The organism is Microbulbifer sp. S227A, from assembly GCF_049800935.1.
The window spans coordinates 1-26369 of sequence record NZ_JBNAFZ010000015.1 but is presented as its reverse complement, the minus strand read 5'-3'; the positions used below and the strand labels follow the sequence as shown (position 1 = coordinate 26369).

The following is a 26369-nucleotide window of genomic DNA, read 5'->3' as shown; positions in this document are numbered from 1 at the left end:
GCCCGGCGCCTTTTTTCACTGAAGAAGTGGGATAGAATCGGGCGGACTTCTGTTCGCACAGTAAAAACACGATGAAAACACTCCTCACCCGCCTGTCCGAACGTTCCGGATCGCTGCCCCAGTGGCTGGAAGAACTGAGCCCCAAGCGCCAGCGCCAGCTCATTGCCGCCACCATCTGGTTGACCCTTTGCGGCTTCTGCCTGGCCACTCTGGGCCACGCCTACAGTCAGCAGTTATCCACAGCGCAGAACCGCGACCGAGCAAGTGCCACTGCAGCGGCAAAACTGCTCGCGAGCCAGAGCCTGCAACAGATCGTTGCCGGCGACCGCATCAGCCTGCAGCTGCTGGCCCAGCAAACACTGGTACTGCCCGCCGTACATGGCGTGACTATTCAGGACGTAGACTCCAGCCCACTGGCACAAACCGGGGTGCGCGACCGCGGAGAAATGATTACCGAGCCGGTGGTGCTGCACGATAGCTTTGCCGGCAGTGTGGCGCTGAACATTCAGCCCGGTGCGCAGGTAGGCTACCCCTGGGCGAGCCTGCTGCTGTGTATGATCTTTGCACTGCCGTTCAGCGCCGCCTGCGCCATGGGCATTTCCCAACTTCGGTTCAACAAACCCAAGCAGCGCAAACCCCTACTGGTGCCCAAGGCCCAGCCCAAACCGCAGCCACAAGTTACTTCCGGGCTTTACCTGCGCCCGCTTAACTGGGCACAGCTCGGCAACCAGCTCTCGCGCAGCGCGCTGGATAATTTGCAGGGCGAACTGGAACAGCGCCTGCAACTGCTCACCCGTATTTACGATGCGCAGCCGCTGCCGAGCGCCGGCCCTTCCGTCGGACTCGGCTTTGCCGGCGAAGATGCCGCTTTCCGCGCGGTGTGTGCCGGCCTGTTACTGCGCGGCCTGCAGCAATCCAGCCGCGCCACCGGCCTGCAGTTGGCCCTCGCGGTACTACCGTCGAAGCCCGATCAGTTCGACTTCAATGGCGAACAACTGCTAAGCCAGTCGCGCGGCCTGACCCTACACCCACAATTGCTCGATGACGAGTCTCTGGCGGACCGCATCCAGTGCCACACTACCGACTGGGGCGCCGAGGTCACCGGGCTCAATCCCAAGCTGCAGCAATTGCTGGACAACCAGTTACAGCAGTTGGTTTCGGCCTAGCTTCCTCTCACGCAAAATATTTGCGGTCAGATGTGAAGGGGGCGCTATCCGGTGCGGGTTTGCGAGACCTTCGAAAACAGGGATGTTTTCGCAGAGCCCCCATGGATGGGTGCACGGCGTGTCTCGTAAACCCGCATCGGATAGCGGCACCGCCACTCAACTTCCAGCCATCCGCTTATATCCCACCACCCCTTCATAACTTTTTAGTTGTTGATATTCATCGCAATGGGTAGTGATTAGCCTTCCGCGACCTTTAAATAACTTTCACTTGGGTTTCGAGGCTGTTTCACCTGTTGTCAAGCAGCGAACAGATCGAAAGGAAGTAAAAAAGTTACCCGCCTACGGGCGCGGAGGTTTTCATGAAGCGTTCACCAGAACGGTTCGCCGGGCGATTCGCCGGAGCAATGGGGGCCGCAGCAATGCTGCTTGCCACCGGTTGCACCACCATGGAAGACATGACCGACACCACGACGGCCATCAACCGTACCAACGAAGGGCCCGGCTACTACCGAGTCCAGAGCCGCTACTACCACTGCCACCAGAACAACCGTTGTCACAACGTTCGGCATCCGAACTACTACACCCGTGGTGGCGGCGACTACCGCCGCGAAATGCCCAGTAGCCGAATTAATCAGCCGCGCTAATCCAGCGCACACGTAATTTCAAAACTTTTGGTGTACCGCACTGCCAACCATTCCGGTTTGCGCAGAGCCACACCCTTACTCTGCAACGCGGAGGTCTCGCATGAAGAGTATTATCAAGAAAGGCCTTTTGGCCATAACGGTGTTCGGCACCCTCACGTTAGGCGCCTGTGTCTCCGACGGATATTATTCGTCGAGTAGCGTGGGCTATTCGAGCTACCCCTACTCACGGCCCTACGTCTATCCGTCGAGTAGTGTGTCCTTCTATTACTCTTCGCCACGCTATTACCGTTACGGCTACCCGCGCTATCGCGGTAGTTACTATCGTTATGGGCGCGGTTACTACCATCGCCACCACCGCTATCATGGTCGCCACTACTACAATCGTGGACATCGTTATCATGGAAACCGCTACCATCGCGGTGGATCCCATCGTTACCATCGTAGCGGAGCGCATCGCGCTCATCGCAGCGGAGCGCATCGCGCCCATCGCAGCGGAGCACATCGCGGCAGAGCGCATCGCCGTTAAGCTTGGCTAGTTAATCAGGACCAAGTAGACCAAGGTATGAGCCCTCTCTCATACCTTGGTCATACAGACCCGCAACTCCCGCCACTGCTAGGATTTCTGCAAAGAAGAAAGCATGCGGGAGTTTGCCGTGCAACAAGATACATCACGCGCCGTCTTGATTACCGGTTCCACCAGTGGAATCGGCCTTGCAATGGCCCATTGCTTCGGTCGCGCCGGCTACCATGTGATGCTGCACGGGCTTGCCGATGCGGATAATGCCCAAGCCATACGCCAAGAGTTTGCCGATTACGACGGCAAGGTAGGCTTCAGCAGCGCCGATGTGTCCAGCGAAGAGGGTTGTGCCCTGCTGGTAAGCGAAACCCGCGAAGCCATTGGCAACCCCTCTGTGCTGGTGAATAACGCCGGCATTCAGTTCACCGCCCCCACCCATGAGTTCCCCTCGGATGTTTGGCAACAGATCCTTGCGATCAACCTGAGCGCCAGTTTTTATCTGATGCGCGACCTGGTGCCGGCCATGCGTGCTGCGAACTGGGGACGCATCATCAATATCGCCTCGGTACACGGTCTCGTTGCGTCGGAAAACAAGGCCGGTTACTGCGCGGCCAAGCACGGTTTGGTGGGGCTAACCAAGGTTGTGGCTCTGGAAAATGCCGACTGCAATATCACCGCCAATGCAATTTGTCCGGGTTGGGTCGAGACCCCACTGATCCAACCCCAGATTGAGACGATCAGTCGCGCGCAGAGCGTGGATTTGGATACCGCTCGCGCACAGCTGGTCGGCGCCAAACAACCCATGGCAAAAGCCAGTCCAGCAAATGCTATTGCCGAACTGGCTATGTATTTGTGCGGTGACTTTGCCAGCACGATTACGGGAGCATCACTACCGGTGGACGGTGGATGGACCGCACAGTAGTATCCTTCGCACCCGCTCACTTTATCCTTCAGGGTGCTGCCGTGAATTATCAGTTGCTGATTGCCGACGATCATCCGCTCTATCGCGATGCGTTGGCGACGACCCTTTCCAGTCATTTTCCCAATGCGGATTTGCTACAGAGTGAGGATCTCGATTCCACCCTGGAACGTCTCTCCCAATCGGAAGTCGACCTGCTGCTGTTAGATCTGAATATGCCCGGCAGCGAGGGCTTCAGTGGCCTGGCACGTATCCGCAACGATTTTCCCGCGGTGCCGGTCGTGGTTGTGTCCGGCAGCGATAAACACTCCGTTATTCAACAAGCATCTGGCCTCGGCGCCAGTGGTTTTCTGTCCAAAACTGCGCGGCCGGATGAAATCCTGCAGTGTATAGAATGCGTGCTTTCTGGGGACCAGTGGTTCAGCGAGGAGGCACTGCAGGCGGAGACCGAATCTGCGCTCGCCGACAAACTCACGCAGCTTACTCCCCAGCAGTTGAAGATTTTCCAGATGATTGCGCAGGGCATGCTGAACAAGCAGATTGCGTATGACCTGGACATCACCGAGCCAACGGTGAAAAGCCACGTGACTGCGATTTTACGCAAGCTTGAATTGCGGGATCGCAAGCAGCTGATTCGAGAGGCGCAGGCGCTGATTCAGCTCTAATTCTGCTTTATTCAGCACTTCGTAGCCTTAAAAGCTTTGTTCTGAATTCCATGGCGGCGGATTGCCGGGTGTGGATTTTCAGGACCGCTGTGAACCCATCCCTGGGCGCTGCGGCGCAAACATCCTGTTTGCGACGCTCCTGAAAATCCACACCCGGCACTCCACCTTCACATCCGATATATCCACTCCGTAAGCTGGGTTTTTCCAATGCTTACGAAGTACTAATGGGTAATTTGAAGGCTTGGTACCGGGGATTCGTTTTTGAAAGCGTCGGCGACAGGGACGTCGCCGACGCAGCGCCCAGGGATGGGTTCACAGCGGTTTCAAAAACGAATACCCGGTGCCGAGGCGCCGCGAATCGCGACCAGAGCACCGAGGGCCCACCTAGACGCCCTGCAAATACTCAGCAACATGGCGATAAACCCGCTCACACGCCTCAGGCACAAGGTTTTCCACATTCAAGAACGCGTGAATCATGTCATCAAAGTGCAGCAGCTCTGCATTGGCACCACCGGCGCGCACCTTATTCACATATTCCACGCCCTCATCCCGCAGAGCACAGAACTCCGCAGTAACAACCAGGGTTGCAGGCATATTTTTGGTGAACTCGCCGTGTAGAGGCGAAACCGAATAGGGATTTTCCGCACGCTGCAGATAATTCTGGAAGTACCAGAGAATTTTTTCTTTCTCCAGCAAATAGCCTCGCCCATTCTCTTCAATGGAAGGCGTCTGCATGGTGTAGTCCAGACTCGGGTAGATCAGCACCTGCGCATCAATGGTATGCGGCTGATGTTGCAGTAGCCGGCTAGCCGAAGCACACAGAGCACCACCGCCGGAATCGCCCATCAAGATCCAGCGACCATTGTGGGCAACACCCTTGCGGTCCAGTGCCGTACCCAGATGGCGTACCACACTGATCAAGTCATTCAATGCAGCCGGGTAAGGATTCTCCGGCGCCAGACGATATTCGAGGGAGATAACTGTGCGCTTGCTGGCATCCGCCACGCGTCGACAAATTGGGTCATACACCGTAACGCTGCCGGCCATATGCCCGCCACCATGGCAGTAAATAATCGCCGCGCCATCGATCGCGCCTTCCGGCTGATAAATCCGTACCGGCACCGCATATTCACCACCGGTTACCACCGTATCAGACACCTTCATCTCTGGCCCTGCAGTAACGAAACCTGCAGTGAGATTAGCGAGACTCTCGCGCGCGTTCACCGGGGTCGGTTCGAAGCCGGCGGCTTTAACCTGTGCGACCTGGGCGTTGACCGCCACCAGCCATTCGGCGAGTTTCGGATTAAGCTGTCGCATTGTCGGCCTCCAGGTTTTCTTCACTGGGTTTCTTGCCGCTTTCCGGCAGCAGGAAAGAAAACACAAACAGGGAGGCAGAACAGGCGACCGCAAAATACGCAGCCGTTGCCGGCTCACCGGTAACGTCTGCGAGCACACCGGCGCCGTACATCAACACCGTTTCCACACCGTAAGAAACGGACCAGAACATGGCGAAAGTGACGGTAATTTTTGCCGGGGTCATACCGGGCAGTTCCTGCGGCAGGGTAACCAGTGCGGTCATCGGCAGGAACATGCAGAAGCCGGCCAGCGCGGCTGCGGTGTAGGCAATCATCGGATCGCGGCTGGTGACCATCAGCGCGGCAAATACCACCAGCGCAAGACCACCGAAGCGCAACACCGGCAGACGCAGCGGATAGCGCTTGGTGACGATAATGCCAGCTACGGTGCCCACCATACCCGCGGCAATCATCACCGCAGACAGGTGATTACTCGCCACCGCAAAGCCGTCGATCAGGGGGAACAGTGCAAATACCGCGATGTAGCAGAACAGCACACCACAGTAGGCCAGCGGCAACCACCAGTTGAAGCCTTCGCGGGCGCCCTGCCTGAAGCCGTACTCTTCCTGCGGCTTGTCGCCGCCGCCTGACAGCGGGAAGTTCTCGGCACTCAGCCACCAAAGGATACCCAGCGCCAGCACCATCACCCCGTACAGCACCACCACGGACTGCCAGCTGCCCAACCAGCTCAGCAGCGCGGTGGTGGTCAGCAGGGCCAGCAGGTTGCCGGCATTAAACGCGGCGGCGTTGATGCCATTGATCAGCGGGCGCTCTTCGGCAGAGAAGTAATGCAGCACCACCGGTGCGAAGTAAACGATCGCCAGCGCGCCACCGAGGCCCAGGGCCAGACGGGACATCAACCAGGCACCGTAACTGCCGGCGAGGGCACCAAAGCCACCGGCGGCAATCAGGATGATCGCGATCAGAAACGCGCGCTTGGCACCGAGGCGCATCAGCAGGGCCGCGGCGGCGAGGTTGCCGACGATCTTGGCGATGGTGATGACATTGCTGCCCCAGGTCGCATTCGCGAAGCCTTCCTCACCAAAGGACGACTGGATCGCCGGAGTGAGAATGGCCCCGGACACCCAGCTTGCGGCGAACAGCGCGTAGGCGCTGAACATCAGTATTTCCAACACGGTTTTTTTCATCGCGGGATACCACTATTTATTCTTGATGTATTCACAGGTCAGACTGCGTCGGATCGCAGGCTTTTGCCTATACGACCTTGGTCGCAGACTCCGCACTGCACGACTTTTGCCGCTGCTGCAGCAAGGCGCGCAGTGCCGCCGGGCGCAGCGGTTTCTGCAGGAACTGCCAGCCCGCGTTCTGGGCGCGAGTCTTCACTGTATTGGTGTTCTCGGCAGAAATGATCACGCAGGGAATGCCGCCTCCCCAGCGGGACAGCAGCTCACCGGCCAGATCGATACCGTTGTCGCCATCGTCCAGATGGAAGTCCATCAACAGCAGATCCGGCTCCGCCGCCGCGAGTGCCTCGGCGCGATTACGCGCGCAGTGCACCGTGCACCCCCAGCCACTCAGCAGTGCCGCCATGGCCTCAAGGATCGATGGCTCGTTATCCACACACAGCACCTGCAGATTGAGCTTGGCGCCGCGCCCGGCGATCGGCGTCACGGCAGGGCGCGATGCGGCACGGGCGGTGGCGCGCGGCAAGCGCACGCGGAACACACTGCCGCGGCCGAGTACCGAAGACAGGCTGATGGGACTGTTCAACAGCCGGCACAGGCGCTCCACCGTGGCCAGGCCGAGCCCATAACCGTGCTGGCGCGCCACATTGTCGGAATCCTGCGAAGTTAAACGGCAGAACTCGCGGAAGATCGCCTGCTGCTGCTCAGGGGCGATACCTTCACCGGTATCCCACACCTCCAGGGATATGTCCGCGCCGCGTTTGCGCGCCGCTACCAGTACGCCACCGCGCGCGGTGTATTTCACCGCGTTATCCAGCAGGTTCTGCACCACCCGGCGCAGCATCTTTTCATCGCTGTGCACCCACAGGTGGCTGCGCCGGTAACGCAGGCGGATACCCCGGCTGCCGGCGGCGACCCGGGCCTGGGCCACGGCGTCGTCGAGGATACTGTCGAGGGATACCGGGGCGAAGCTCGGGCGAATATCCCCCGCGTCCATGCGCGCGATCTGCAACATGTCGGTGATCAGCTGTTCGGCGGAGGCGAGGGCGCGGTCGGCACGGGTGAGCAGCTGTCGACTGTCATCTTCCAGCGCGTGCGCGGCCAGCGCATCGATAAACAGGCGGCTGGCATTGAGCGGTTGCACCAGGTCGTGACTGGCGGCAGCCAGGAAGCGGGTCTTGCCGGCGCTTGCCGCCTGCAGCTCGCGATTCAGTTCCTGGAGCTCATCGTTAACGGTTTCCAGTTCAACGGTGCGGTGCGCCACCTTCTGTTCGAGGGAGTTGCGAATCTCGGTCAGCTCAGCCAGCGCGCGCTGGTAATCGGACACATCCGTATACGTGGTTACGAAGCCGCCGCCGGGCAGCGGATTACCGCGAATTTCCAGCACCGTGCCATCGGTGCGATTGCGCTGCACCCGATAAGCGGTGCCGTTGCGCAAATGCTCGACGCGTTTGCGCACATGTTCTTCGACATCGCCGGGGCCGCACTCACCGCGGCTGGCGTTGTAGCGCACCAGCTCCGCCACCGGGCGCCCCACGTAAATCATCTCCGCAGGGTACTTGAACAACGCCAGATAACGGCGGTTCCAGGCCACCAGATTGAGGTTGGCATCCACCACCGAAATACCCTGATCGATATTGTCGATGCTGCTCTGCAGCAGTCCGCGGCCAAACTGATAGATTTCCGAGGCCTGCTGCAACTCCTGCGCGGTCACGTCCGGCTCACCCAGCTGGCGCACCAGGCGCTGGGCACTGGTACTGCCGACGATGCCCGCGAGAATCTTTTCTACCGTCTCGCGGTATTTACGCGCAGCCTCTCTGGCTGCCTTGCTGCCGGAGTCGGCCTCAGCCCCCTCTGCCAGCGGCGCCAGCGCCCGCTCGGCGGCCGCCTCGCCCACAAACCGTGCCAGTAACTGACGCAGCTGCGACTTATCCACAGGGGCGGCCTGCACCGCACCACCGCCGGGCTGCAGACGCTCCTGCAACAGCGACACTGCCGCCAGCGCAATTGCGTTCAAACCGAGTCCGAATACACAGCTGGTGGTCAACGCATTCCACTCAAGCCCCAGCGCACCGGCGATCAGGTCGGCCTGCCCCAGCGCCGCTGGCAGCGCGGACATGGCCCATACCGCCGAGCCCACCAGCAAACCGGCGATCACACCGGCGGCGCGCAATTGGAACCAGTGCCCAGGCCAGGTCACTGCCGCGACCATCGATGGCGCCAGCTGGGCCACCAGTGCCAACGACAGCAACCCGAAGGTACCCAGGCTGACCCCGGAGCCAATCAGTTCGCTCACCCCAAACGCGGCGAGCATCAGCAGGCCGATAATCACCCGCCGCACCCGGCGCAGGTCGCTACCCAGTGCCACCCCGGCCGGGCGCTGCTGCAGGCGCTTCAGCCACCAGGGCACCACCATGGTGTTGGCGATCATGGTGGAAAGCGCAATCGTGGCAATAATCACCATACTGGAACCAGCAGAGAGGCCGCCGATAAACGCCAGCAATGCCAGCCACGGCGTACCGCTCTCCAGCGGGATACCCAGCACATAGCGCTCGGCATTGGCGTAACTCTCCGGCAGCCACAGCAGGCCGCCGTAGCCGACCACCAGCACTGCCGCCGATACCAGCGCCAGATATAGCGGGATCAATCGGCGCACGGTCTTGATATCGCGCTCGCCGTCGCTCTCGATCATCAGAATATGGAACTGCCGCGGCAGGCAGAAGATGGCCGCCATCCCCAGCACCACCACCGCGAAAAAGCCGGTATCCGCAGGGCGCGATTCCGCCAGCGCCGCCACCCGCTCGCTGGACAGTACTGAACGTGCCAGATCCACCGAACCGTCAAACGCGGCACCCACCACAAACCAGGCCACCGCCACCAGCGCGCCAATCTTGACCAGCGCCTCGAACGCCACCGCCAGCAACATGCCGTTGCGGTGCACACTGCTGTCGATATGCCGGGTACCGAATAGCAGCGCAAACAGCCCCAGCGTGACACCCACCACCGCAGTTACCACCGAGGCACTGATGCCCCGCTGCTGGTCAGCGCCGTCTGCCAATAACAGGAAACTGTCCGCAACGGCCCTTAACTGCAGTGACAGGTAAGGGACAATCGCCACCACGGCGAGTAGCGCGACGATGGCTGCAAGCCACTGGGAGCCGCCGAACTGGGCGCTGATAAAGTCAGCGATAGACGTGGAGCCCTGCCGCTTGGACAAGCGCACAAAGCGCATCAGCAGCGGCGCGCCGAAAATCAGCATCAGGCAAGCGCCAACGAACGTCGGCGGCAGCAACCAGCCCTCGGTTACCGCCTGTGCGGGCACACCGAAAAACATCCAGGCGCTGGTGTAGGTGCCGGCCAGGGCCAGCAGCAAGGGCTTGACTGGGCGAATCCGGGCAACAGGCAGGCGATCACCCCAAAAGGCGATGGCAAATAGCAATAGCAGATAGGAGAGGCCGACGACGGCCAGCAGGGTAAGGCTAAACACTTGGCGCCTCATTCATTATTGTGTTTATGATGAAGAGGTTAACCGATCGTGCGTTTTTTGTCCTGCTCCCGGAGGTGTGACCCACGTCATACCTTGGTCTAGCAGGCAGGAACCCCGCCAGCCGATACAGTGCCAGTCCGTAACTTAGATAAAAACCATAAACCGGTGATCGGAGAGAGCCATGCGCAATCCAAGTAAATTCAATCCTCTTGCCGCGGGCGTCATGCTTGCCTGTGGTGCATCTTTCGCTTATGCGGAGCCTCAGCTGGAAGAAGTGACCGTGACTGCGCAGAAGCGCGAGCAGTCTCTGCAGGAAGTACCGGTTGCGGTAACCGCCTTCGGTGAAGATCAGCTGCTGGAAAACGGCGTCGCCGACCTGACAGACATTCAGAAGCTCACCCCCAACACCACTCTGCAGGTGAGCCGTGGCACCAACTCCACCCTGACCGCTTACATCCGCGGTATCGGCCAGCAAGACCCATTGTGGGGCTTTGAGCCGGGTGTTGGTATCTATGTGGACGATATCTACGTAGCGCGCCCTCAGGGTGCGGTAATGGACGTATTTGATGTAGAGCGCATTGAAGTTCTGCGCGGCCCTCAGGGTACCCTGTACGGCAAGAACACCATCGGTGGTGCGGTTAAATATGTAACCAAGCGCCTGAGCGGTGACACCGAGTTCAGCATCGGGGGCGGTCTTGGCTCCTACAACCAGCGCGATCTGGTGATCAGCGGCCAGACTGGCCTGTCAGACACAGCTGCCCTCGGTTTTGCTGTGGCCAGCTATCAGCGTGATGGCTTTGGTGAGAATATCAATACCGGCGCCGAAAACTACAACAAAGATATTCTGAGCGGCCGCGTTTCTCTGGAATTCAATCCCTCAGAAAGTTTGTGGATCCGACTGGCGGCTGATACGACCAAAGACGATTCCAACGCGCGCTTCGGCCACCTCATGTTTGACGCGCCTACCGGAGCTGAAATGCCACTCGGCAGTGTCTATGACAACCGCTCCAATATGACGCCGAATAACTCGGTTGAATCCACTGGCGCATCGCTTACTGCCGAATGGACCATCTCCGACAGCGTTACCGTTAAGTCAATTACAGCGACCCGCTCCGGTGACACTGAAACGAGCATTGACTTCGATTCAATCGACCGCCCGGACTTCGACGTACCGGCTTACTACAAGGACGATCAGCTAACCCAGGAATTTCAGTTAGCCTGGAACAGTGATCGCGCTAACCTGGTATCCGGTATCTACTACTACGAAGGTACTGCCGAAGGTGGTTTTGACGCGGTACTGGGCATGTTCGGTATCACCCAGAATGTTAGCGGTAACGTTGATACCGAGAGCCTCGCGGTTTACGCCAACTATGAATACGCACTGACCGATGCTCTGAACATGACCCTGGGTGGCCGCTACACCAAGGACGAGAAGTCTGCTGACGTATTCAAGGGCAACTACCTCGGTCTCTACTCGCCCATGTTCGCCGACCGCTACGACGGCACTCCGGCTGCAGACACGCCATACGCGGTACTTACCGACTACAGCAACAGCGACGACTGGGGCCAGTTCTCCCCTAAAGCGGGTCTGAACTACCAGATCGACGACAACACCATGGTTTACGGCAGCTTCAGCTCTGGCTTCAAGAGTGGCGGCTTTGATATGCGCGGCGATGCCAGCGTAAACCCGGAGACCGTAGACGGATTTGACCCGGAAATCGCTGACACCTACGAAATCGGTATCAAGACTCAGCTGCTGGACGATCGTATTCGTCTGAATGCCGCGGCCTTCCACACCGATTACGAAGACATGCAGGTTACCGTCCAGACCTTCTCCGAAGCGACCCAGAGCTTCTCCAGTGCCGTACTGAATGCCGGCCGCTCTGAAATTCGTGGTCTGGAACTGGAAATGCTCGCCAGCATTACCGACAACCTGACTTCTAACCTGGTACTGGGCTATACCGATGCGGACTACATCGAAGTAATCAATGCCGGGCAGAACATCGCCGACATCTGGGACAACTTCCAATACAGCCCGCAAAAAACTGCACTGGGTCAGCTGAACTACGCCATGGACGTTGCCGGTGGTGAGCTGGTACTGAACGGCTCTGTATCCTACCGCGACGGAATCCAGATCTACGCAGCACCGAGTGCGCTGGATGAAGGCTCTGTAACCCTGATGGACGCTGGCGCCACCTTCTTTAGCGGTGACGGCAACTGGCAGGTTTCACTGCAGGGCAAAAACCTGAATGACGTGGAATACCGTAACGCTGGTTACAACGCATTTGGCTGGGTAACCGGCTACTACGGCGCACCGCGCACAGTTGCTCTCACAGGTAGCTACAACTTCTAAGATTTGTCATAGACGTCATCGCGAATTTGCAACGCACGTTTTGTGCATCTTCATTGCACTTTCCCTTGGGGCCCACTGGGCCCCTTTTTTGTTTCTCTTTCTTCGTTTTCCCGTTACGAACCCGACTGCACCGGCGTACAAATAATTAATTTGGCGCGCAATTTCACACTTTGGCGGAAAGCTCTTCTAATCTGAAGAAAGGTGGTGGCAGTGAGGCCGCTGCTCGAATCAAGCCATTGAGGTATCCGCGTGCAGAAATTCAGAAGTATTCTGCTGACGGTGGCCATTGCGACAGGAGTTGTTGCCGGTTGTACCACGACCGAGCCCAGGGAAAGTCAAGTCAACCGCGCTTTCAGTAGCGCCGTCCCGCCACATCTGGAGTCCTCGCACTTTACCGTGCGCTCCTCCGAGCGACGCCCCCGGCGCCGTGTTCGCGAAGCGCCCCGCTCGCTCAACGTTAACGGCACCCGTTTCCGCTGCTTCGAGCAGGAGCTGGAATCGAAGGTTGTGGTGCGCTGTGTGCGACAGCAGTCCTAACCACCGATCACCACGCGCCTGCTGACGCGCAGTGCTGCAGGCTTTTGTGAACCTCTCCGCCACAAGCTGTCGCGTCATTCCACTCGCCGGGCGATGGCCTGACTAAGCTTGAACTATCTGCAGGGACGCAGCGCGGCCGCAACCCGGCCTGTGACCAGAGAAAGGAACCCAGACAATGAACAAATTGCTGCCAGTGTGGCTGTTGGGCATCGCCGTCGCTATCGCCGGTTGTATGAGCATGAGTGAAAGCAGCTCAGGCCCCACCCAGAAGCCGGGCACCGTTGGTGATGTGTGTGGCGGAAAATGGGAATTGAGCCTACTGCGCATCAACGGCCAGGCAATTCCCGTTGACCGGCCGTCTGAGTTCACTTTCCTGTGTAACAGCGGTGGCGAGGCCATGGGCAAGAGCGGTATCAATACCTACCGCGGCTCCATGCACGTAACCGACAACGGCCAGGTCTTGTGGGATACCGGCAGTTTTGCCTCCACTAAAATGGCGGGCCCACCGCAGCTGATGGACCAGGAAGCGCAGTACCTGAGCGCGCTTGCCCGCACCCGCCAAGCATTCGTAAAAAGCAGTGGTGGCCGCCTGATACTGCGAGATGCTTCCGGCGACGTGTATATCGAATACGTCAAAGCCAACTACTGAGGCCAGCGCGCAAGCCACAGAAACGCGCCTGGGTCACAGAAGACTCTACGGGTTTACGTTTAAATGGTGCAAACGGCTACAGGACAGACTTGATGGACCTCTTGCACCGCTCGTACTCCGGCATACTTTCCCAGCGGCTCACTCGCCGTAGCGCTGCTCTGGTTCAAAGTATTTGTGCACGCACATTCAGCGCGTCCAGCACACTATGCCTGATTGCCCTACTCGCCAGCGGCTGCAGTTCCACCACCCCCAACTCTCTGGTCAGCCTCCCCAGCCACCCCGGGGAAATCTGCGATTACCAGTGGATACTGCACGGTATCAGCGTGGACGGTGAAAAGCAGAAATCTCGCCTGTTATGGCAAAAAATGGTGCGCGACCGCCCCTACCTGACCTGTGACAAACTTGGCTTTGTGCGCGGCAGTGCCGGCTCCAATCCCTACCTGGGCAAGTTCTCCCTCGACGACGACGGCCGCATCGAATGGCGCAAGCCACCGAAGATTTCCCGCATGGTTGGCCGACGCGACAGCAGTGATCTGGAAAGAGATTTTCTGAAAGCGCTATCGCGTATCAACCGCGCCAGTGTCGATGGCGATATGCTGACCTTGCGCGGCGACGACGGCACCCGTATCGAGTTCAAACAGACCGGCGAACTCCCCACCCCTGCCCAATAAAAAAGGCGGCCACTGGGGCCGCCCATTCAAGACGCGGATGAACGCGCAAATTCGGCGTTCAGTCCCAGCCCTCCAACTGGAGGCACCTCCAAACTCGGAAGTAAAAAGAACCAATAAGACTATTGGCGCGATGCAAAGAGAGAAGAACAACGAAAACAAGTCAGATGAGCAAACGATTGCACAAAATGTTTCGTTGTAGGGATACTTTAACGGGCCGACGTGACAAACAGATTACGGTTTTGACCGTCGCTGGTGTTGCTCGAGGTTTTGTTGGCGCTTGCGCTCGCTCTTGCGCAACAGAATGTAGGTAGCGCCAAGGCCGCCGTGCTGCTTCTGCGCACTGTGGAATGCCAGCACTTCCGGTAACTGCGGCAACCAGGCATTCACACAGCTCTTGAGCACCGCCTGGGTCTTGCGTCCCTCACCCTTGCCATGGGTAACCAACGCACAGCGCACATCCGCTTCCAGGCAATCCTGCACAAACTGATACAGCGCACTGCGCGCCATCTCCACGGAGTGATTGTGCAGGTCGAGGCGCGCATCCACGGTGTATTTGCCCAGGCGCAGGTTGCGGTAAACCCCGTTCTGCACACCGTCGCGTTTGAACTCGATGGGGTCGAACGGCTCCACCGGTTCCACAAACTCACCACCGAGAGGGTTCAACTCTCGATGGGTTTGCGCGGTCGCCGCCTCGCGGCGCGCGCGCAGGTTGAGCGGGTCCTTGGTGTCTTTTTTCAACGCGCTTTGGCGCTGCTTGGGGGGCAGCGGCTTTACGTCACCGAGCGCACCCATGGCGCCGCGAAAATCGTCCTGGTCACTCTTACCCACAACTACCCCCAAATAACCACTGCTTTGGCCCGCAGGTGTCAGGGATCGAGGAACAGATCCACCATCAACTCGCCGGCCTTGGCGGGATTGTGCGCATACTGGCTGAAATCGTCTACCCCCCGTGCGCGCAGCAGGGTCTCGTCGATCAACTGGGCTCCGCTCAGGGACTTGTCGCTGGTGCTCAATATCTCGTAGGCCGCATCCGCCATTACCCCGGGTTTGCGGCTCTGATCGAACATCTCGCGACTGCCCACGGCAAATTCAATTGCCGCGGTAGCAACAATGGTCTGAGGCCACAGGGTGGCGACGCTGATATTGGATTCACGCAATTCTTCCGCCAGCCCCATACTGAGGATGGTCATGCCATATTTGGACAGGGCGTAAGGCGCAAAGGGGCCGAGCCAGCGGGGTTCGAGATTGATCGGCGGCGATAGGCTGAGGATATGGCCGCTGGCAGACTGTTTCAGGTAGGGCATGGCCAGATGGGCGGTCAGGTATACGCCGCGGGCATTGATATCCATCATCAGGTCGTAGCGCTTGGGCGGGGTTGCCTCCACACTGGTGAGGTTGATGGCGCCGGCGTTGTTGATCACCCCATCAATGCCACCAAAGGTATCTGCGGTCTTCTGCAGGGCTTCCGCCACCTGGTCTTCTTCCCGCACATCCACCTGCATCGGCAGGGCCTTGCCGCCGGCGGCCTCCACTTCCTCGGCCACGGAGAAGATGGTGCCAGGGAGTTTCGGATGGGGTTCGGCGGATTTGGCGGCAATCGCGATATTGGCACCATCGGCGGCGCACTTCAGCGCAATGGCGCGGCCGATGCCGCGGCTGGCACCGGTAATAAAGATCGTCTTGCCCTGCAGGGCGCCCGTGTTCTTGGTGAGAGTGATGTCTTCGCTCATACAGGCGCTCCCTGGGTAGTTTCTGGTATTTCCGCTATCGGCCTAGTCGTGTGAGGTCTCCGCCACCACTGCCGGGCAATAGATATCTTTGAAGGTTTGCGGCATACGCTTGGGCTTGCCGCTGGAGAGTTCGATACACACCAGCTGCCACACCCCGCGCAGAATCAGCGCCTGGTCACTGGCGCGATATATCTGAAACTTGCGCGTCATATTCAGGCGGCCATCGACCTTGGTCAGCCAGGTGCCGATCAGCAGCTCATCGCCCTCTCTCGACGCCAGTATATAGTCGTACTCCGCGTGACGAATGGCCATGCCCCGGTCGAGGGATTGGTAATTTGTGACATCCAGGCCCAGTTCGACACTGTGTGACCAGCCGGCCTGTTCACACCAGCGCAAGTATTCCGCGTTGTTGGCGTGGTGCAGGCCGTCCACGTGCTCCGGCGCCACCTGCACGCGGTGGATATAGGGGTTGGGGTAGTCCCACTGCATAGACATGACTTCCTTACAGATACAAAAAAGGCTCCCGAAGGAGCCTTTTTCCGAGTTGCCGTCGCTTAGGCGTCGGTTTTCTCACCACCTTGTTCGGCAGCTTGCTGCTGCGCCTGCTGCAGAGCGGCGGCGAACAGGGCGTCGAAGTTGATCGGCGGCAGCATCAGGGCAGGGAAGGAGCCCTTGGTTACTACGTTGTCGATCACCTCACGTGCGTATGGGAACAGGATGTTCGGGCACGCAGTGTTCAGCGCCTGTGCCAGCTGCTGACCTTCCAGGCCCTTGATGCCGAACAGACCGGCCTGCTGCACTTCCACCAGGAAAGCGGTTTCGTCTTCAACCTTGACGGTGATGGTCAGGGTCAGCGCCACTTCATACAGATCTTCGTCGATTTTGGCGGTTTTGGTGTTCAGCTCCTGGTTCACCTGGGGCTGCCACTGCTTCTTGAAAATCTCTGCACCCATCGGGGTTTCAAAGGACAGGTCTTTCAGGTAGATGCGCTGCATCGCGAATTGTACTTGTTGTTCTTCGCCGTTTACCGCAGCGCCGTTTTGTTCTTCAGCCATGTTAGTAGCCTGTTCACTCAATAATGTTGGTTAAATGCCTTCCCTGAAAGAAGACTCCCTGTATGAGTCTTACTTATGGGGGCCTCGAAAACCCCTTTCAAGGCACTTTTTCAAATTTCTTTGCCTGGCGGCGCGTCTTAGCGCAGCAGGGTATCCAGCTGGCCGCTGCGCTCAATGGCCATCAGCTCATCGCAACCGCCCACATGATGGTCGCCGATCCAGATCTGTGGCACCGTATGGCGCCCGGCCTTGGCGGTCATCTCCGCGCGCGCTGCGCGGTCGCCATCCACGGAGATCTCCTTATAAGGGACATTCTTGTTGTCCAGGAGGTACTTGGCGCGGATGCAGAAGGGGCAGTAACGGGTGGTGTAGATAACAACGTCTTTCACGACCGGAAAACCTCTTTGCGTCACTTAATCCAATGACTGCCGGCTCAGCCTTTCACCAGCGGCAGCTTTTGGTTTGTCCATTCGGACATACCACCTTCCAGACGGCGCACGGTGTAGCCCGCCTTTTTCAGCTGACGGCCAACCGGGCCTGCGTGCTGGCCAATCTTGTCCGCCAGAATCAGGGTCTTTTCTTTATAAGGTGCCAGCTCACCAATGCGCTTCTCGATCTCGCTGTGGGGGATGTGAATGGCATCCACAATGTGCCCGGCAGAGAAGTCGGCGCGGTCGCGCAGGTCGATCACCTTGGCCCCATCGCTATTGATCAGCTGGGTGGCCTCGTGGGCCGACGCGGGCTTACCCGCTTTGATACGTTCGGTGATAGCCAGCGCATAAATCAGCGCCACCAACAGACTCACCAGCAGCCATTGCTCGCTGATAAAGACGAAAAAGTCCACTTCGCCCCCAAATATTCACAATTCGTTGTTTTGATACGGTGGCACCACAGACCAGGCAGTCCACCAGTTTAGCGTCGCCGAGGATAAAACTGCTGGGCAGTCATCACTTCGCGACACTCTCAGACTCTCAATCGAGAGGTGGCGCAGTATACACGATGACGGCGATTTCTTATTCCGCCAATTGGGACCTGCTGCCCCGGCGCGCAATGGGAAAATGACCCGCTAGTACTGAGCAATTACTGACCTGAGCCGCACAACAGGGTAAAATCCGCCACCTGCTGTTGTGCACCTCCGGCTTGGCCCGGGCCGTGCATCCGCTTAGCGACCGGTTTTCGGCAATGACGCCGTACGATCTCCCAGTCAAATTTTTCGTTTGACCCCCAGACAACCCAATACAGGAATTCCGAACCCATGGCCTCCGAGACTTCGCCCAAACGTCCCCTGGTACTGCTGATTCTGGACGGTTTCGGCCACAGCGAGCACAGCGAACACAACGCCATTGCCGCGGCCAAGAGTCCGGTATGGGACGACATCTGGGCGAGCCGCCCCAAGACCCTGATCCACACCTCGGGCATGGCAGTAGGCCTGCCGGAAGGACAGATGGGCAACTCGGAAGTGGGCCACATGACCCTCGGCGCCGGCCGCGTGGTGTACCAGAACTTCACCCGCATCAACAAGGCGATCCAGGACGGTGACTTCTTCAAGAACCCGGCCTACACCGCCGCGGTAGACAAGGCCATCGCCAGCAAAGGCGCGGTCCACATTATGGGCCTGGCCTCCGAAGGCGGTGTGCACAGCCACGACGACCACATTGTCGCCATGGCCACCCTGGCCGCCCAGCGCGGCGCCAAGGCGGTGTATATCCACGCATTTACCGATGGCCGCGACACCCCGCCGCGCAGCGCTGAAACCCCGCTGGCACGCCTGACCCAGGTGTGCGACGCACTGGGCACCGCGCGCATCGCCAGTATCGCCGGCCGCTACTTCGCCATGGACCGTGACAACCGCTGGGAGCGCGTGCAGCCGGTATACGACCTGATCACCCAGGGCAAGGCGGAATACCAGGCGGAATCTGCACTGGCCGGCTTGGAAGCCGCCTATGCGCGCGATGAAAACGACGAATTTGTTGCGCCGACCCTGATCGGTGAACCCGCGCCGCTGAACGATGGCGACGCCCTGATCTTTATGAACTTCCGCCCGGACCGCGCGCGCCAGCTGACCCGCGCCTTTACCGAAGCGGACTTTGACGGCTTCGAGCGCGCCGCCACACCGCAACTGGCCGACTTCGTGATGACCACCGAATACGCCAGTTCCATTGATGCCGCCTGCGCCTTCCCGCCGGAGAACCTGGTCAACACCTTCGGTGAGTACCTGCAGAGCCAGAACAAGACCCAATTGCGCATTGCCGAGACAGAAAAGTACGCACATGTGACCTTCTTCTTTAGCGGCGGCCGCGAAGAGCCCTACAATGGCGAAGAGCGTATCCTGATTAAATCCCCAGATGTCGCCACCTACGACCTGCAGCCAGAAATGAGCGCACCGGAAGTCACCGACAACCTGGTATCCGCGATCGAGAGCGGCAAGTTCGATGCCATCGTGTGCAACTACGCCAATGGCGACATGGTGGGCCACACCGGTGTATTCGACGCTGCGGTACAGGCGGTAGAAGCACTGGACGGCTGCGTGGACCGCGTGATCCAGGCGGCGCTGGCTGCCGGCGGCGAAGTGCTGATTACCGCCGACCACGGCAATGTGGAAGAGATGTTTGACGCGGGCTCCGGCCAGGTCAGCACCCAGCACTCCACCCTGCCGGTACCGTTTGTGTACGTGGGCGAGCGCGACGTCACCATGCGCGATGGTGGCAGCCTGGCGGATGTGGCACCGACCATGCTGGCGCTGATGGGCCTGTCGCAGCCAGCAGAAATGAACGGCGAGCCGCTGATCAAAGTTAATTAATCGAGGATGCCCGCCGCGCGGGCACTCCCAAATGCGAGAAAAGCAGAGACGATGAAATTTCCCCGGATTATCTTCGCCGCACTGTTATCGTTCGCACTGGTGCCCACCTGCTTTGCGCAGGCCAGTGACGAAGAGCAGCAGGCGCGGCTGGCGGAAATCAAGCAGCGTATCGAAACCCTGCAAAAGGAACTCAACCAGGTAAAGAGCGACCGCGACCAGTTGCTCAGGGACCTGGAAGCCAACGAGAAAGACATCTCGGAACTGCTGCAGCGCATCGACAAGATCAAGTCCGACATGCAAAGCCGCGGTGAAAAACTGCAGGAATTGAAACAGGAAGAAAAACAGCTCGAGGAATCCCGCCGAAGTATGCAGCGGCGGGTCGAGCAGGAAGTCGCCGCCGCTTACCGACTCGGTCGCCAGGAGCAGGTCAAACTGCTCCTCAACCAGCAAGACCCCCAGCACATCGCCCGCCAACTCCGCTACCACGACTACTTCCTCCAACAACGCAGCCGCGTGATCGACGACTACGTCAGCACCCTCGACCAACTCTCTACCGTCAGCACCGGCATCGAACGGGAACGCAATACCCTCGCCCGTGAACGCGACCAGCTGGAAGACAAACGCCGCGCGCTGGTGAGTGCACAAACCAAGCGCCAGCGCACCCTGGATAAACTCGCCAGGCAACTGGCCAGCAAGGGGGGTGAACTCGACCAGCTGCACAGCGACCGCAGTCGTCTGCAGCGCCTGGTGGACGAAGTGGGCCGCGCCATTGCCACCCTGATCAACCCCAGCGACGAGACCCCCTTCGCCAAACAGCGCGGGCGTATGCAGTGGCCGGCGAAAGGCCGCCGCGCCAACGCCTTCGGCCAGCGCCGCGCCAACGGCATCACCTGGACCGGGGTCACCCTGCGCGCCAACGAGGGCAACCCGGTGCGCGCCATTCACCGCGGGCGCGTGGTGTTTTCCGATTACCTGCGCGGCCAGGGCATGCTGATCATCCTCGACCACGGCGACGGTTATATGAGCCTGTACGGCCAGAACCAGTCACTGACCCGTGCGGTGGGCGAGTGGGTAGAGCGCGGTGACACCATTGCCAAGGTGGGCAACACCGGTGGCGCCAGCCAGTCCGGTCTCTACTTCGAAATTCGCCGCAACGGCAAACCCCAGGACCCTACCGCGTGGTGTCGGGGATAACCTCCGGCACCCCTGTCACTGCGCCGTCCGCCGCCCCCTCCTCTAGCATATTTTCCTCTGCATTTTTATCCCGCCGCACGCACCCCAGTTCGAATCGCCGCCAAGTTGAAAACCCCGCGTTGGCCCCGGGTCTACAATTTCAAGTGGAACACCACGGGTAGTAGCCGCGATTTAGACAGTAACGATAAATGCCAAGGACGTGCAGATTATGTTCACCCCCAAAATGCTGACCAGCCTTCTCGGCGTGGCAGCACTCACCGCACTGCCGCTGATGGGACTCAGCCAGGGCGACCCCGAAGAACGCGTATCGCTGGAGGCAGAATCCCGCCTGCCACTGGAAGACCTGCGCAGCTTTGCCAAGGTGTTCGAGCAGATTCGCCGCGGCTATGTCAAAGAAGTCGACGACAGCACCCTGCTGGAGTTTGCCATCAAGGGCATGCTGCAGGGGCTGGACCCACACTCTTCCTACCTGGACAGCCGCTCGTTTACCGACTTGCAGGCCAACACCACCGGCGAGTTCGCCGGGCTTGGTATCGAGGTGGGTGTGGAAGACGAATACATCACCATCATTACCCCCATGGACGACACGCCCGCGGAACGCGCCGGATTGCGCGCCGGGGATGTGATCCTGCGCCTCGCGGGTAAATCCATGCGCGGTGTGAGCCTTGACGATGCAGTGGAACAGATGCGCGGCCCGGTGGGCTCTTCCGTGACCCTGACCATCGGCCGCAAGGGGCACAAGCAGCCATTCGACGTGACGCTCAAGCGCGACAAGGTGCGTGTGTACAGTGTACGCGGTGAGATGCTGGAAGATGGCTACGGTTATCTGCGCATCAGTCAGTTCCAGCTGGATACCGGTGGCGACCTGATGCGCGCGATGAAAAAACTGAAAAACGAGGGCGAACTGAAAGGTTTGATACTCGACCTGCGCAATAATCCCGGCGGCGTGTTGCAGTCTTCCGTCGAGGTGGTGGATGCGTTTCTGGAAGAGGGTCTAGTGGTCTATACCGAGGGCCGCAACGACGCCTCCAACCTGCGTTACTCCGCCAGCCCAGGCGATGTGACCAAGGGCGCACCGTTAGTAGTCCTGATCAACGACGGTTCCGCCTCCGCCGCAGAGATTGTTGCCGGTGCACTGCAGGATCACCGACGCGCGGTGGTTATGGGTACCGACAGCTTTGGCAAAGGCTCGGTACAAACGGTGATTCCGATCAATGATGACCGTGCCATCAAACTCACCACGGCACTTTATTTCACGCCCAAAGGCCGCTCTATCCAGGCCCAGGGCATCAAGCCGGACATTACCGTGGAGCGCGTGCAGATCACGCGTATGGAAGGGCGCTCACGCTCCACCGAAGCGGACCTGGCGGGCCATCTGGGCAACGGCAATGGCGGCAAGGAAAGCGGTTCACAGGACCGCAAGCGGGCCAAGGCCGAGAAAGAAGACTGGTACAGCCGTGACAACCAGGTATTTGAAGCACTGAATGTACTCAAGGGCCTGAACCTGTATGTGCGCCGCGCGCCAGTCAACCGCGATGCGGACCGGGCCACTGCTGAGCCGGAGCCCAAGGACAAGGTTGCACGGGTTAACCCGGAAGACCTGTAGTGCGGTTCCCAAGAAAACACTTGAGGAAAACGCCCGAGAGAACTGTAGATACCTGAAAAGTTCTGCCAAACAACGGCCCTGAAAATTAAACCGGCGCCCCTGCGATTTGATGCGGCTACCCAGTAGCTAAACTTATTTCAGGAACGCCGGTTTTCTATTTTGGATGGCTCTGCCAGTGGACGTCCGTTGCGGACTTGTGCTGAACCTGTGCCTTCCAAGCCGCAAAGCAGTAACGAGGTAGTCATGCAGTATCGTAGTGGCGAACAGGGCACCACCATTCCCGTACGTTCAGACCGTTTTTACAAACTCGGTGACGATTGGTATTTCAATGTGCGTGGCGGCAAGGCCTTTGGGCCTTTTCGCTGTAGAGAAGAAGCAGAAAAGGCGCTGGATGAATTTCTGAATCCGGCGCAGGACTATACGGGCAACGTACGCCCGTTCGGCAGCCTGCGTGCGCTGCGCTGGCGAAAACAGTTTCGCGACTGAAATCGCCATATACTCTGAAGTTCAAATAACTTCGGAAAAAAGCCGGCGGAAGTTACCACCAAGGATCTTCTCTATTCTCGACTCACTGTGGCCGCGGCGGGACAATAAATCTGCGAGATCGTAGAAGCGTCGCGGAGTATAGAGGTCTTCAATATACAGAAAGGAATCCGCCTCTTCCCGCGGGGCAGAAATCCCTGCCTCCTTTCTCTTCTTTAACTCCTCATTCCACATCCGCAAGTCTTCCTCTGAGTATGGAGCAGTGTGTGTTGCATTATCGGTACCAATACCAACACCCTCTTCACCACAAACGTTTATAGCGTGCTCAATATGGGCGATAAGATCTTCTGAACGCGCAGTGCCCTTGGCACACAGGAATGGCATAAAATAAATCCCAATCACGCCACCGCGGTCCGCCAGCATCTTCAGAGTATCATCCGGATTATTGCGTGGATGTGAAAACACGGCATCGCAACCGGAGTGCGTAATAGCCACCGGGTAGTCCGCATTTTGCAATGAGTCTCGAGTAGTTTTGCGAGAAGCGTGACTCAAATCCAGAAGGATCCCCCTATCCCGCATCCGCTCTATTACTTCATAGCCAAAAGGTTTTAATCCTCCATCCACGTCAGAGAGGCAACCACTACCTGCATGGTTATCAAGGTTATATGTAAGCTGGATACAACGTACGCCAACCTCATAGAAACGATCGATATTCTCCACACGCTTTTCAAGCTGCCGGGTATCTTGAAAACCCATAATCAACCCAACCTTTTCGGACTGGTACACTGTTTCCAGATCTGCTGCTGATTGCACAATCTGAACTGTGTCAGGAAACGCGGCGACCTCCCCATGAATTCGCTCAATATCGGCCATAGAGCGTTTAAATAGATCTTCCCCTGCACCTACAGTACCAACTGTCGACTGCAACATTCGGTACCCTGCCGAATGCAGATCGGAAATCACCCGATCAGTGAGCTGGACCCTGAATTCCGGTTCAGGGGGGTGCGGAAATCCGGCACCATCAAATACGGAAATTTGACGCTCTACTTTTTTTCCGCAAGACCACTGAAAGCCACCGAGCGCGGCAGCTCCGAGCATCAGTCCCATGTTTTTATTAAAGGCCCTTCTGTTCATAACGCTCCCCCTATTCTTAGGCAATAGCTGTTGTCGTTGTTTCTTTACCACTCTTCTGAATAGGCTGAATTTTCCAGTAAATCAGAGACCGCCACAGCCACTCGAACGGTCCGAAGCGGAAATATCCCAACCATATAGGACTCCATACCAACTGCCCCCCAGATCGCGAAAACAAGGGCATGAAAATAGACTAAGTGAGTCGGGGCGTCCGTTCGGTCTCCCCATAGAAAATAGGGTTACCGTAGTAACCGGAGGGATGCGCAAAAGCACAAATATTCATCGCGAGTATGCCAAGAACTGCAACACCTCGTAGAACATCCAACCTTTTATTTCGGCTACCGTCGGAAACCGGTGATGGAATAGCGGACATAGCGAACTCCTGGATCATATCCAGACCCGGGTGCCGCTGGGCCTTTTTCGAGAAAGAGATGAGGGATCACGTATAACGTGCTGACAAAACCAAGTCAATTACAGGCAATTACACACGAATTCACATTCTTGGGAACAAAAATGAGCAATGTGACTTTTGAGAATTAAGAAGCCCGCAGGAACGGCGGGCTAGAAGGGCGAAACATTTAGATAGAGCACCTACAGTCGCATTTCAATTCCCGCGTCCTGCATAAAGGCCTTGGCTTCACCCACGGTGTATTCACCGAAGTGGAAGATGCTCGCCGCGAGGACCGCGTCGGCCCCGCCCTTCAATACACCGTCGGCCAGGTGCTGCAGATTACCCACACCGCCGGAAGCAATCACCGGTACCGATACCGCATCGGAAATCGCGCGGGTCAGCGCCAGATCAAAGCCATTTTTGGTACCGTCTCTGTCCATGCTGGTCAGCAGGATTTCGCCGGCGCCGTAGCTATCCATTTTCTTCGCCCACTCCACCGCGTCGATACCGGTGGGCTTGCGTCCGCCGTGGGTAAAGATTTCCCATTTGGGCTCCTTGTCATTACCCACCTGCTTGGCATCAATCGCGACGACGATACACTGGCTGCCGAAGCGGTCGGCGGCTTCGCGCACGAAATCCGGATTGAATACGGCGGCGGAGTTGATCGCGGTTTTATCCGCACCGGCGTTCAACAGGTTGCGGATGTCCTGTAGCTCGCGCACGCCACCACCAACGGTCAGCGGGATAAACACTTCTGACGCCATTTTTTCTACGGTGTGCAGGGTGGTGTCGCGGCCTTCGTGGGTGGCGGTGATGTCGAGGAAGGTGACTTCGTCGGCACCGGCTTCGTTGTAGCGACGAGCGACTTCTACCGGGTCACCGGCATCGCGGATGTCGACAAAGTTAACGCCTTTGACGACGCGACCGGCGTCAACGTCGAGACAGGGAATAATGCGTTTGGCGAGGCCCATGGTCGGTTCCCGGTAAGTTATTTGGTCCAGTTGTCGCACAGTTCCTGTGCTTTGCGCAGGTCGAGCTTGTCTTCGTAGATGGCCCGCCCGGTAATGGCGCCGAAGATTTCGGTTTTGTCGTCGCCGGCTTTCAGCAGCTGTTCGATGTCTTCGATGCAGCTGACACCGCCGGAGGCGATGATGGGGATCTGTACGGCGCGGGCGAGATCCATGGTGGATTCGAGGTTCACTCCCTGCATCATGCCGTCGCGGGCGATATCGGTGTAGACGATGGCGCTGACACCACAGTCCTGGAACTGTTTGGCCAGTTCGGTGGCCTGCACGTCGGAAACTTCGGCCCAACCTTCGGTGGCGACGAGGCCGTCTTTGGCGTCGAGGCCGACGATGATGTGACCTTCAAACTCGCGGCAGGCTTCTTTCACCAGCTTGGGGTTCTTTACGGCGGCGGTGCCGATGATGGTCCAGCTGACGCCGGCCTCCAGATACCATTCGATGGTTTTGAGGTCGCGGATGCCGCCACCGATCTGGATAGGAAATTGCGGGAACTGGCGGGCGATGGCGTTGACGGCGTCGCCGTTCACGGGGTTGCCGGCGAAGGCACCATTGAGGTCGACGATATGCAGGCGTTTGGCACCCTGGCCGAGCCAGTGTTCGGCGGTGGCAACCGGGTCGTCGGAGAAGACGGTCGCGTCTTCCATTTCACCCTGGCGCAGGCGCACGCACTGGCCGTCTTTCAGATCAATGGCTGGGATTACGATCATTTGTATAACTTCCTGTAGCTCTAGGCCCCGGGGTGTTTTTATCCGGTTCTGTGGCGGTGAAGCATCGGACTTAGGGTTTCGGAACCGCTGTGAATAAGTCCCTGTACGCTGCGTCGGCAACAACCCTGTTGCCGACGCT

At 58.5% G+C, this 26369-nt stretch carries 25 protein-coding genes; 12 read left to right on the top strand and 13 right to left on the bottom strand.

Going from position 1 to position 26369, the window contains the following annotated elements; genetic code table 11:
• The first annotated feature begins 71 nt into the window (after positions 1-71).
• The 5 genes from ACP15R_RS23230 (at position 72) to ACP15R_RS23210 (ending at position 3911) form a co-directional block, all read left to right on the top strand.
• Positions 72-1166: a hypothetical protein gene (locus ACP15R_RS23230; protein ID WP_224868516.1), complete on the top strand. Its 1095-nt coding sequence runs from the start codon at positions 72-74 to the stop codon at positions 1164-1166.
• 359 nt (positions 1167-1525) lie between these two features.
• Positions 1526-1810, top strand: a complete 285-nt coding sequence (locus ACP15R_RS23225) for a hypothetical protein (RefSeq protein ID WP_224868515.1) — start codon at positions 1526-1528, stop codon at positions 1808-1810.
• 398 nt (positions 1811-2208) lie between these two features.
• The gene (locus tag ACP15R_RS23220) at positions 2209-2346 is read left to right on the top strand and encodes a hypothetical protein (RefSeq protein WP_424988361.1); all 138 of its coding nucleotides are present in this window, start codon (positions 2209-2211) and stop codon (positions 2344-2346) included.
• A 102-nt stretch (positions 2347-2448) separates the two neighbouring features.
• A complete protein-coding gene (locus ACP15R_RS23215) occupies positions 2449-3249 on the top strand; it encodes a 3-hydroxybutyrate dehydrogenase (RefSeq protein ID WP_224868513.1) in 801 nt (266 codons plus the stop codon).
• Positions 3250-3290: 41 nt separating this feature from the next.
• Positions 3291-3911, top strand: coding sequence for a response regulator (locus ACP15R_RS23210; protein WP_424988360.1), 621 nt, complete (start codon positions 3291-3293; stop codon positions 3909-3911).
• 384 nt (positions 3912-4295) lie between these two features.
• Here the strand turns inward: ACP15R_RS23210 and ACP15R_RS23205 are convergent, their stop codons facing one another.
• The 3 genes from ACP15R_RS23205 to ACP15R_RS23195 form a co-directional block, all read right to left on the bottom strand.
• Positions 4296-5228 carry an alpha/beta hydrolase gene (locus tag ACP15R_RS23205; protein ID WP_224868511.1) on the bottom strand — a complete coding sequence of 311 codons (933 nt, stop codon included), beginning with the start codon at positions 5226-5228 and terminating at the stop codon, positions 4296-4298.
• A complete protein-coding gene (locus tag ACP15R_RS23200; RefSeq protein WP_224868510.1) occupies positions 5215-6414 on the bottom strand; it encodes an MFS transporter in 1200 nt (399 codons plus the stop codon). The genes ACP15R_RS23205 and ACP15R_RS23200 overlap by 14 nt, the downstream gene beginning before the upstream one ends.
• A 67-nt stretch (positions 6415-6481) precedes the next feature.
• Positions 6482-9898 carry a PAS-domain containing protein gene (locus tag ACP15R_RS23195; RefSeq protein ID WP_224868509.1) on the bottom strand — a complete coding sequence of 1139 codons (3417 nt, stop codon included), beginning with the start codon at positions 9896-9898 and terminating at the stop codon, positions 6482-6484.
• A gap of 181 nt (positions 9899-10079) precedes the next feature.
• On the opposite strand from ACP15R_RS23195, the gene ACP15R_RS23190 reads away from it, so the two are divergent.
• The 3 genes from ACP15R_RS23190 to ACP15R_RS23180 all read left to right on the top strand — a co-directional run bounded on the left by ACP15R_RS23190 (position 10080) and on the right by ACP15R_RS23180 (position 14108).
• Positions 10080-12251: a TonB-dependent receptor gene (locus ACP15R_RS23190; protein WP_224868508.1), complete on the top strand. Its 2172-nt coding sequence runs from the start codon at positions 10080-10082 to the stop codon at positions 12249-12251.
• A gap of 712 nt (positions 12252-12963) precedes the next feature.
• Positions 12964-13437: an META domain-containing protein gene (locus ACP15R_RS23185; RefSeq protein ID WP_224868506.1), complete on the top strand. Its 474-nt coding sequence runs from the start codon at positions 12964-12966 to the stop codon at positions 13435-13437.
• Positions 13438-13529: 92 nt separating this feature from the next.
• A complete protein-coding gene (locus ACP15R_RS23180) occupies positions 13530-14108 on the top strand; it encodes an META domain-containing protein (protein ID WP_224868505.1) in 579 nt (192 codons plus the stop codon).
• A gap of 231 nt (positions 14109-14339) precedes the next feature.
• On the opposite strand, the gene smrA is transcribed toward ACP15R_RS23180, so the two are convergent.
• From smrA to ACP15R_RS23150, 6 genes are all read right to left on the bottom strand, one after another.
• A complete protein-coding gene (gene smrA / locus ACP15R_RS23175; RefSeq protein ID WP_318247432.1) occupies positions 14340-14936 on the bottom strand; it encodes a DNA endonuclease SmrA in 597 nt (198 codons plus the stop codon).
• Positions 14937-14974: 38 nt separating this feature from the next.
• Entirely contained in the window at positions 14975-15838 is an 864-nt protein-coding gene (locus ACP15R_RS23170; RefSeq protein WP_224868503.1) for an SDR family oxidoreductase, read from the bottom strand.
• A gap of 42 nt (positions 15839-15880) precedes the next feature.
• Positions 15881-16327, bottom strand: coding sequence for an acyl-CoA thioesterase (locus ACP15R_RS23165; RefSeq protein ID WP_424988359.1), 447 nt, complete (start codon positions 16325-16327; stop codon positions 15881-15883).
• Between the two features lie 65 nt (positions 16328-16392).
• The gene (secB, locus tag ACP15R_RS23160) at positions 16393-16893 is read right to left on the bottom strand and encodes a protein-export chaperone SecB (RefSeq protein ID WP_224868502.1); all 501 of its coding nucleotides are present in this window, start codon (positions 16891-16893) and stop codon (positions 16393-16395) included.
• A 137-nt stretch (positions 16894-17030) separates the two neighbouring features.
• Positions 17031-17282, bottom strand: coding sequence for a glutaredoxin 3 (gene grxC / locus ACP15R_RS23155; protein ID WP_224868501.1), 252 nt, complete (start codon positions 17280-17282; stop codon positions 17031-17033).
• Positions 17283-17326: 44 nt separating this feature from the next.
• Positions 17327-17737 (bottom strand): rhodanese-like domain-containing protein, encoded by a 411-nt coding sequence (locus ACP15R_RS23150; protein ID WP_224868500.1) that lies wholly within the window; start codon positions 17735-17737, stop codon positions 17327-17329.
• A gap of 411 nt (positions 17738-18148) precedes the next feature.
• Between ACP15R_RS23150 and gpmI the strand changes: the two genes are divergently transcribed.
• The 4 genes from gpmI (at position 18149) to ACP15R_RS23130 (ending at position 22979) form a co-directional block, all read left to right on the top strand.
• Positions 18149-19693, top strand: a complete 1545-nt coding sequence (gpmI, locus tag ACP15R_RS23145) for a 2,3-bisphosphoglycerate-independent phosphoglycerate mutase (protein ID WP_224868499.1) — start codon at positions 18149-18151, stop codon at positions 19691-19693.
• A 51-nt stretch (positions 19694-19744) separates the two neighbouring features.
• Entirely contained in the window at positions 19745-20887 is a 1143-nt protein-coding gene (locus tag ACP15R_RS23140; RefSeq protein WP_224868498.1) for a murein hydrolase activator EnvC family protein, read from the top strand.
• Positions 20888-21095: 208 nt separating this feature from the next.
• Positions 21096-22493: a S41 family peptidase gene (locus ACP15R_RS23135; RefSeq protein ID WP_224868497.1), complete on the top strand. Its 1398-nt coding sequence runs from the start codon at positions 21096-21098 to the stop codon at positions 22491-22493.
• A 243-nt stretch (positions 22494-22736) separates the two neighbouring features.
• Positions 22737-22979 carry a DUF6316 family protein gene (locus ACP15R_RS23130; protein WP_224868496.1) on the top strand — a complete coding sequence of 81 codons (243 nt, stop codon included), beginning with the start codon at positions 22737-22739 and terminating at the stop codon, positions 22977-22979.
• A 21-nt stretch (positions 22980-23000) separates the two neighbouring features.
• Here ACP15R_RS23130 and ACP15R_RS23125 read toward each other — a convergent pair whose 3' ends face one another.
• The 4 genes from ACP15R_RS23125 to hisA form a co-directional block, all read right to left on the bottom strand.
• Positions 23001-24110 carry a dipeptidase gene (locus tag ACP15R_RS23125; protein WP_224868495.1) on the bottom strand — a complete coding sequence of 370 codons (1110 nt, stop codon included), beginning with the start codon at positions 24108-24110 and terminating at the stop codon, positions 23001-23003.
• A 16-nt stretch (positions 24111-24126) separates the two neighbouring features.
• Complete coding sequence (locus ACP15R_RS23120) at positions 24127-24291, bottom strand: DUF418 domain-containing protein (protein WP_224868494.1); 165 nt, start codon at positions 24289-24291, stop codon at positions 24127-24129.
• Between the two features lie 407 nt (positions 24292-24698).
• A complete protein-coding gene (gene hisF / locus ACP15R_RS23115; RefSeq protein WP_224868493.1) occupies positions 24699-25469 on the bottom strand; it encodes an imidazole glycerol phosphate synthase subunit HisF in 771 nt (256 codons plus the stop codon).
• A 17-nt stretch (positions 25470-25486) separates the two neighbouring features.
• Entirely contained in the window at positions 25487-26230 is a 744-nt protein-coding gene (gene hisA / locus ACP15R_RS23110; RefSeq protein ID WP_077407482.1) for a 1-(5-phosphoribosyl)-5-[(5-phosphoribosylamino)methylideneamino]imidazole-4-carboxamide isomerase, read from the bottom strand.
• Positions 26231-26369 lie beyond the last annotated feature (139 nt).

Excerpts from the sequence above, each read along its gene's own strand:
- ACP15R_RS23230 (WP_224868516.1), top strand. The coding sequence starts at position 72 with ATGAAAACACTCCTCACCCGCCTGTCCGAACGTTCCGGATCGCTGCCC.
- ACP15R_RS23225 (WP_224868515.1), top strand. The coding sequence starts at position 1,526 with ATGAAGCGTTCACCAGAACGGTTCGCCGGGCGATTCGCCGGAGCAATG.
- ACP15R_RS23220 (WP_424988361.1), top strand. The coding sequence starts at position 2,209 with ATGGAAACCGCTACCATCGCGGTGGATCCCATCGTTACCATCGTAGCG.
- ACP15R_RS23215 (WP_224868513.1), top strand. The coding sequence starts at position 2,449 with ATGCGGGAGTTTGCCGTGCAACAAGATACATCACGCGCCGTCTTGATT.
- ACP15R_RS23205 (WP_224868511.1), bottom strand. The coding sequence starts at position 5,228 with ATGCGACAGCTTAATCCGAAACTCGCCGAATGGCTGGTGGCGGTCAAC.
- ACP15R_RS23200 (WP_224868510.1), bottom strand. The coding sequence starts at position 6,414 with ATGAAAAAAACCGTGTTGGAAATACTGATGTTCAGCGCCTACGCGCTG.
- ACP15R_RS23190 (WP_224868508.1), top strand. The coding sequence starts at position 10,080 with ATGCGCAATCCAAGTAAATTCAATCCTCTTGCCGCGGGCGTCATGCTT.
- ACP15R_RS23185 (WP_224868506.1), top strand. The coding sequence starts at position 12,964 with ATGAACAAATTGCTGCCAGTGTGGCTGTTGGGCATCGCCGTCGCTATC.
- ACP15R_RS23180 (WP_224868505.1), top strand. The coding sequence starts at position 13,530 with ATGGACCTCTTGCACCGCTCGTACTCCGGCATACTTTCCCAGCGGCTC.
- ACP15R_RS23170 (WP_224868503.1), bottom strand. The coding sequence starts at position 15,838 with ATGAGCGAAGACATCACTCTCACCAAGAACACGGGCGCCCTGCAGGGC.
- ACP15R_RS23165 (WP_424988359.1), bottom strand. The coding sequence starts at position 16,327 with ATGCAGTGGGACTACCCCAACCCCTATATCCACCGCGTGCAGGTGGCG.
- secB (WP_224868502.1), bottom strand. The coding sequence starts at position 16,893 with ATGGCTGAAGAACAAAACGGCGCTGCGGTAAACGGCGAAGAACAACAA.
- gpmI (WP_224868499.1), top strand. The coding sequence starts at position 18,149 with ATGGCCTCCGAGACTTCGCCCAAACGTCCCCTGGTACTGCTGATTCTG.
- ACP15R_RS23140 (WP_224868498.1), top strand. The coding sequence starts at position 19,745 with ATGAAATTTCCCCGGATTATCTTCGCCGCACTGTTATCGTTCGCACTG.
- ACP15R_RS23135 (WP_224868497.1), top strand. The coding sequence starts at position 21,096 with ATGTTCACCCCCAAAATGCTGACCAGCCTTCTCGGCGTGGCAGCACTC.
- ACP15R_RS23130 (WP_224868496.1), top strand. The coding sequence starts at position 22,737 with ATGCAGTATCGTAGTGGCGAACAGGGCACCACCATTCCCGTACGTTCA.
- ACP15R_RS23125 (WP_224868495.1), bottom strand. The coding sequence starts at position 24,110 with ATGAACAGAAGGGCCTTTAATAAAAACATGGGACTGATGCTCGGAGCT.
- ACP15R_RS23120 (WP_224868494.1), bottom strand. The coding sequence starts at position 24,291 with ATGCCCTTGTTTTCGCGATCTGGGGGGCAGTTGGTATGGAGTCCTATA.
- hisF (WP_224868493.1), bottom strand. The coding sequence starts at position 25,469 with ATGGGCCTCGCCAAACGCATTATTCCCTGTCTCGACGTTGACGCCGGT.
- hisA (WP_077407482.1), bottom strand. The coding sequence starts at position 26,230 with ATGATCGTAATCCCAGCCATTGATCTGAAAGACGGCCAGTGCGTGCGC.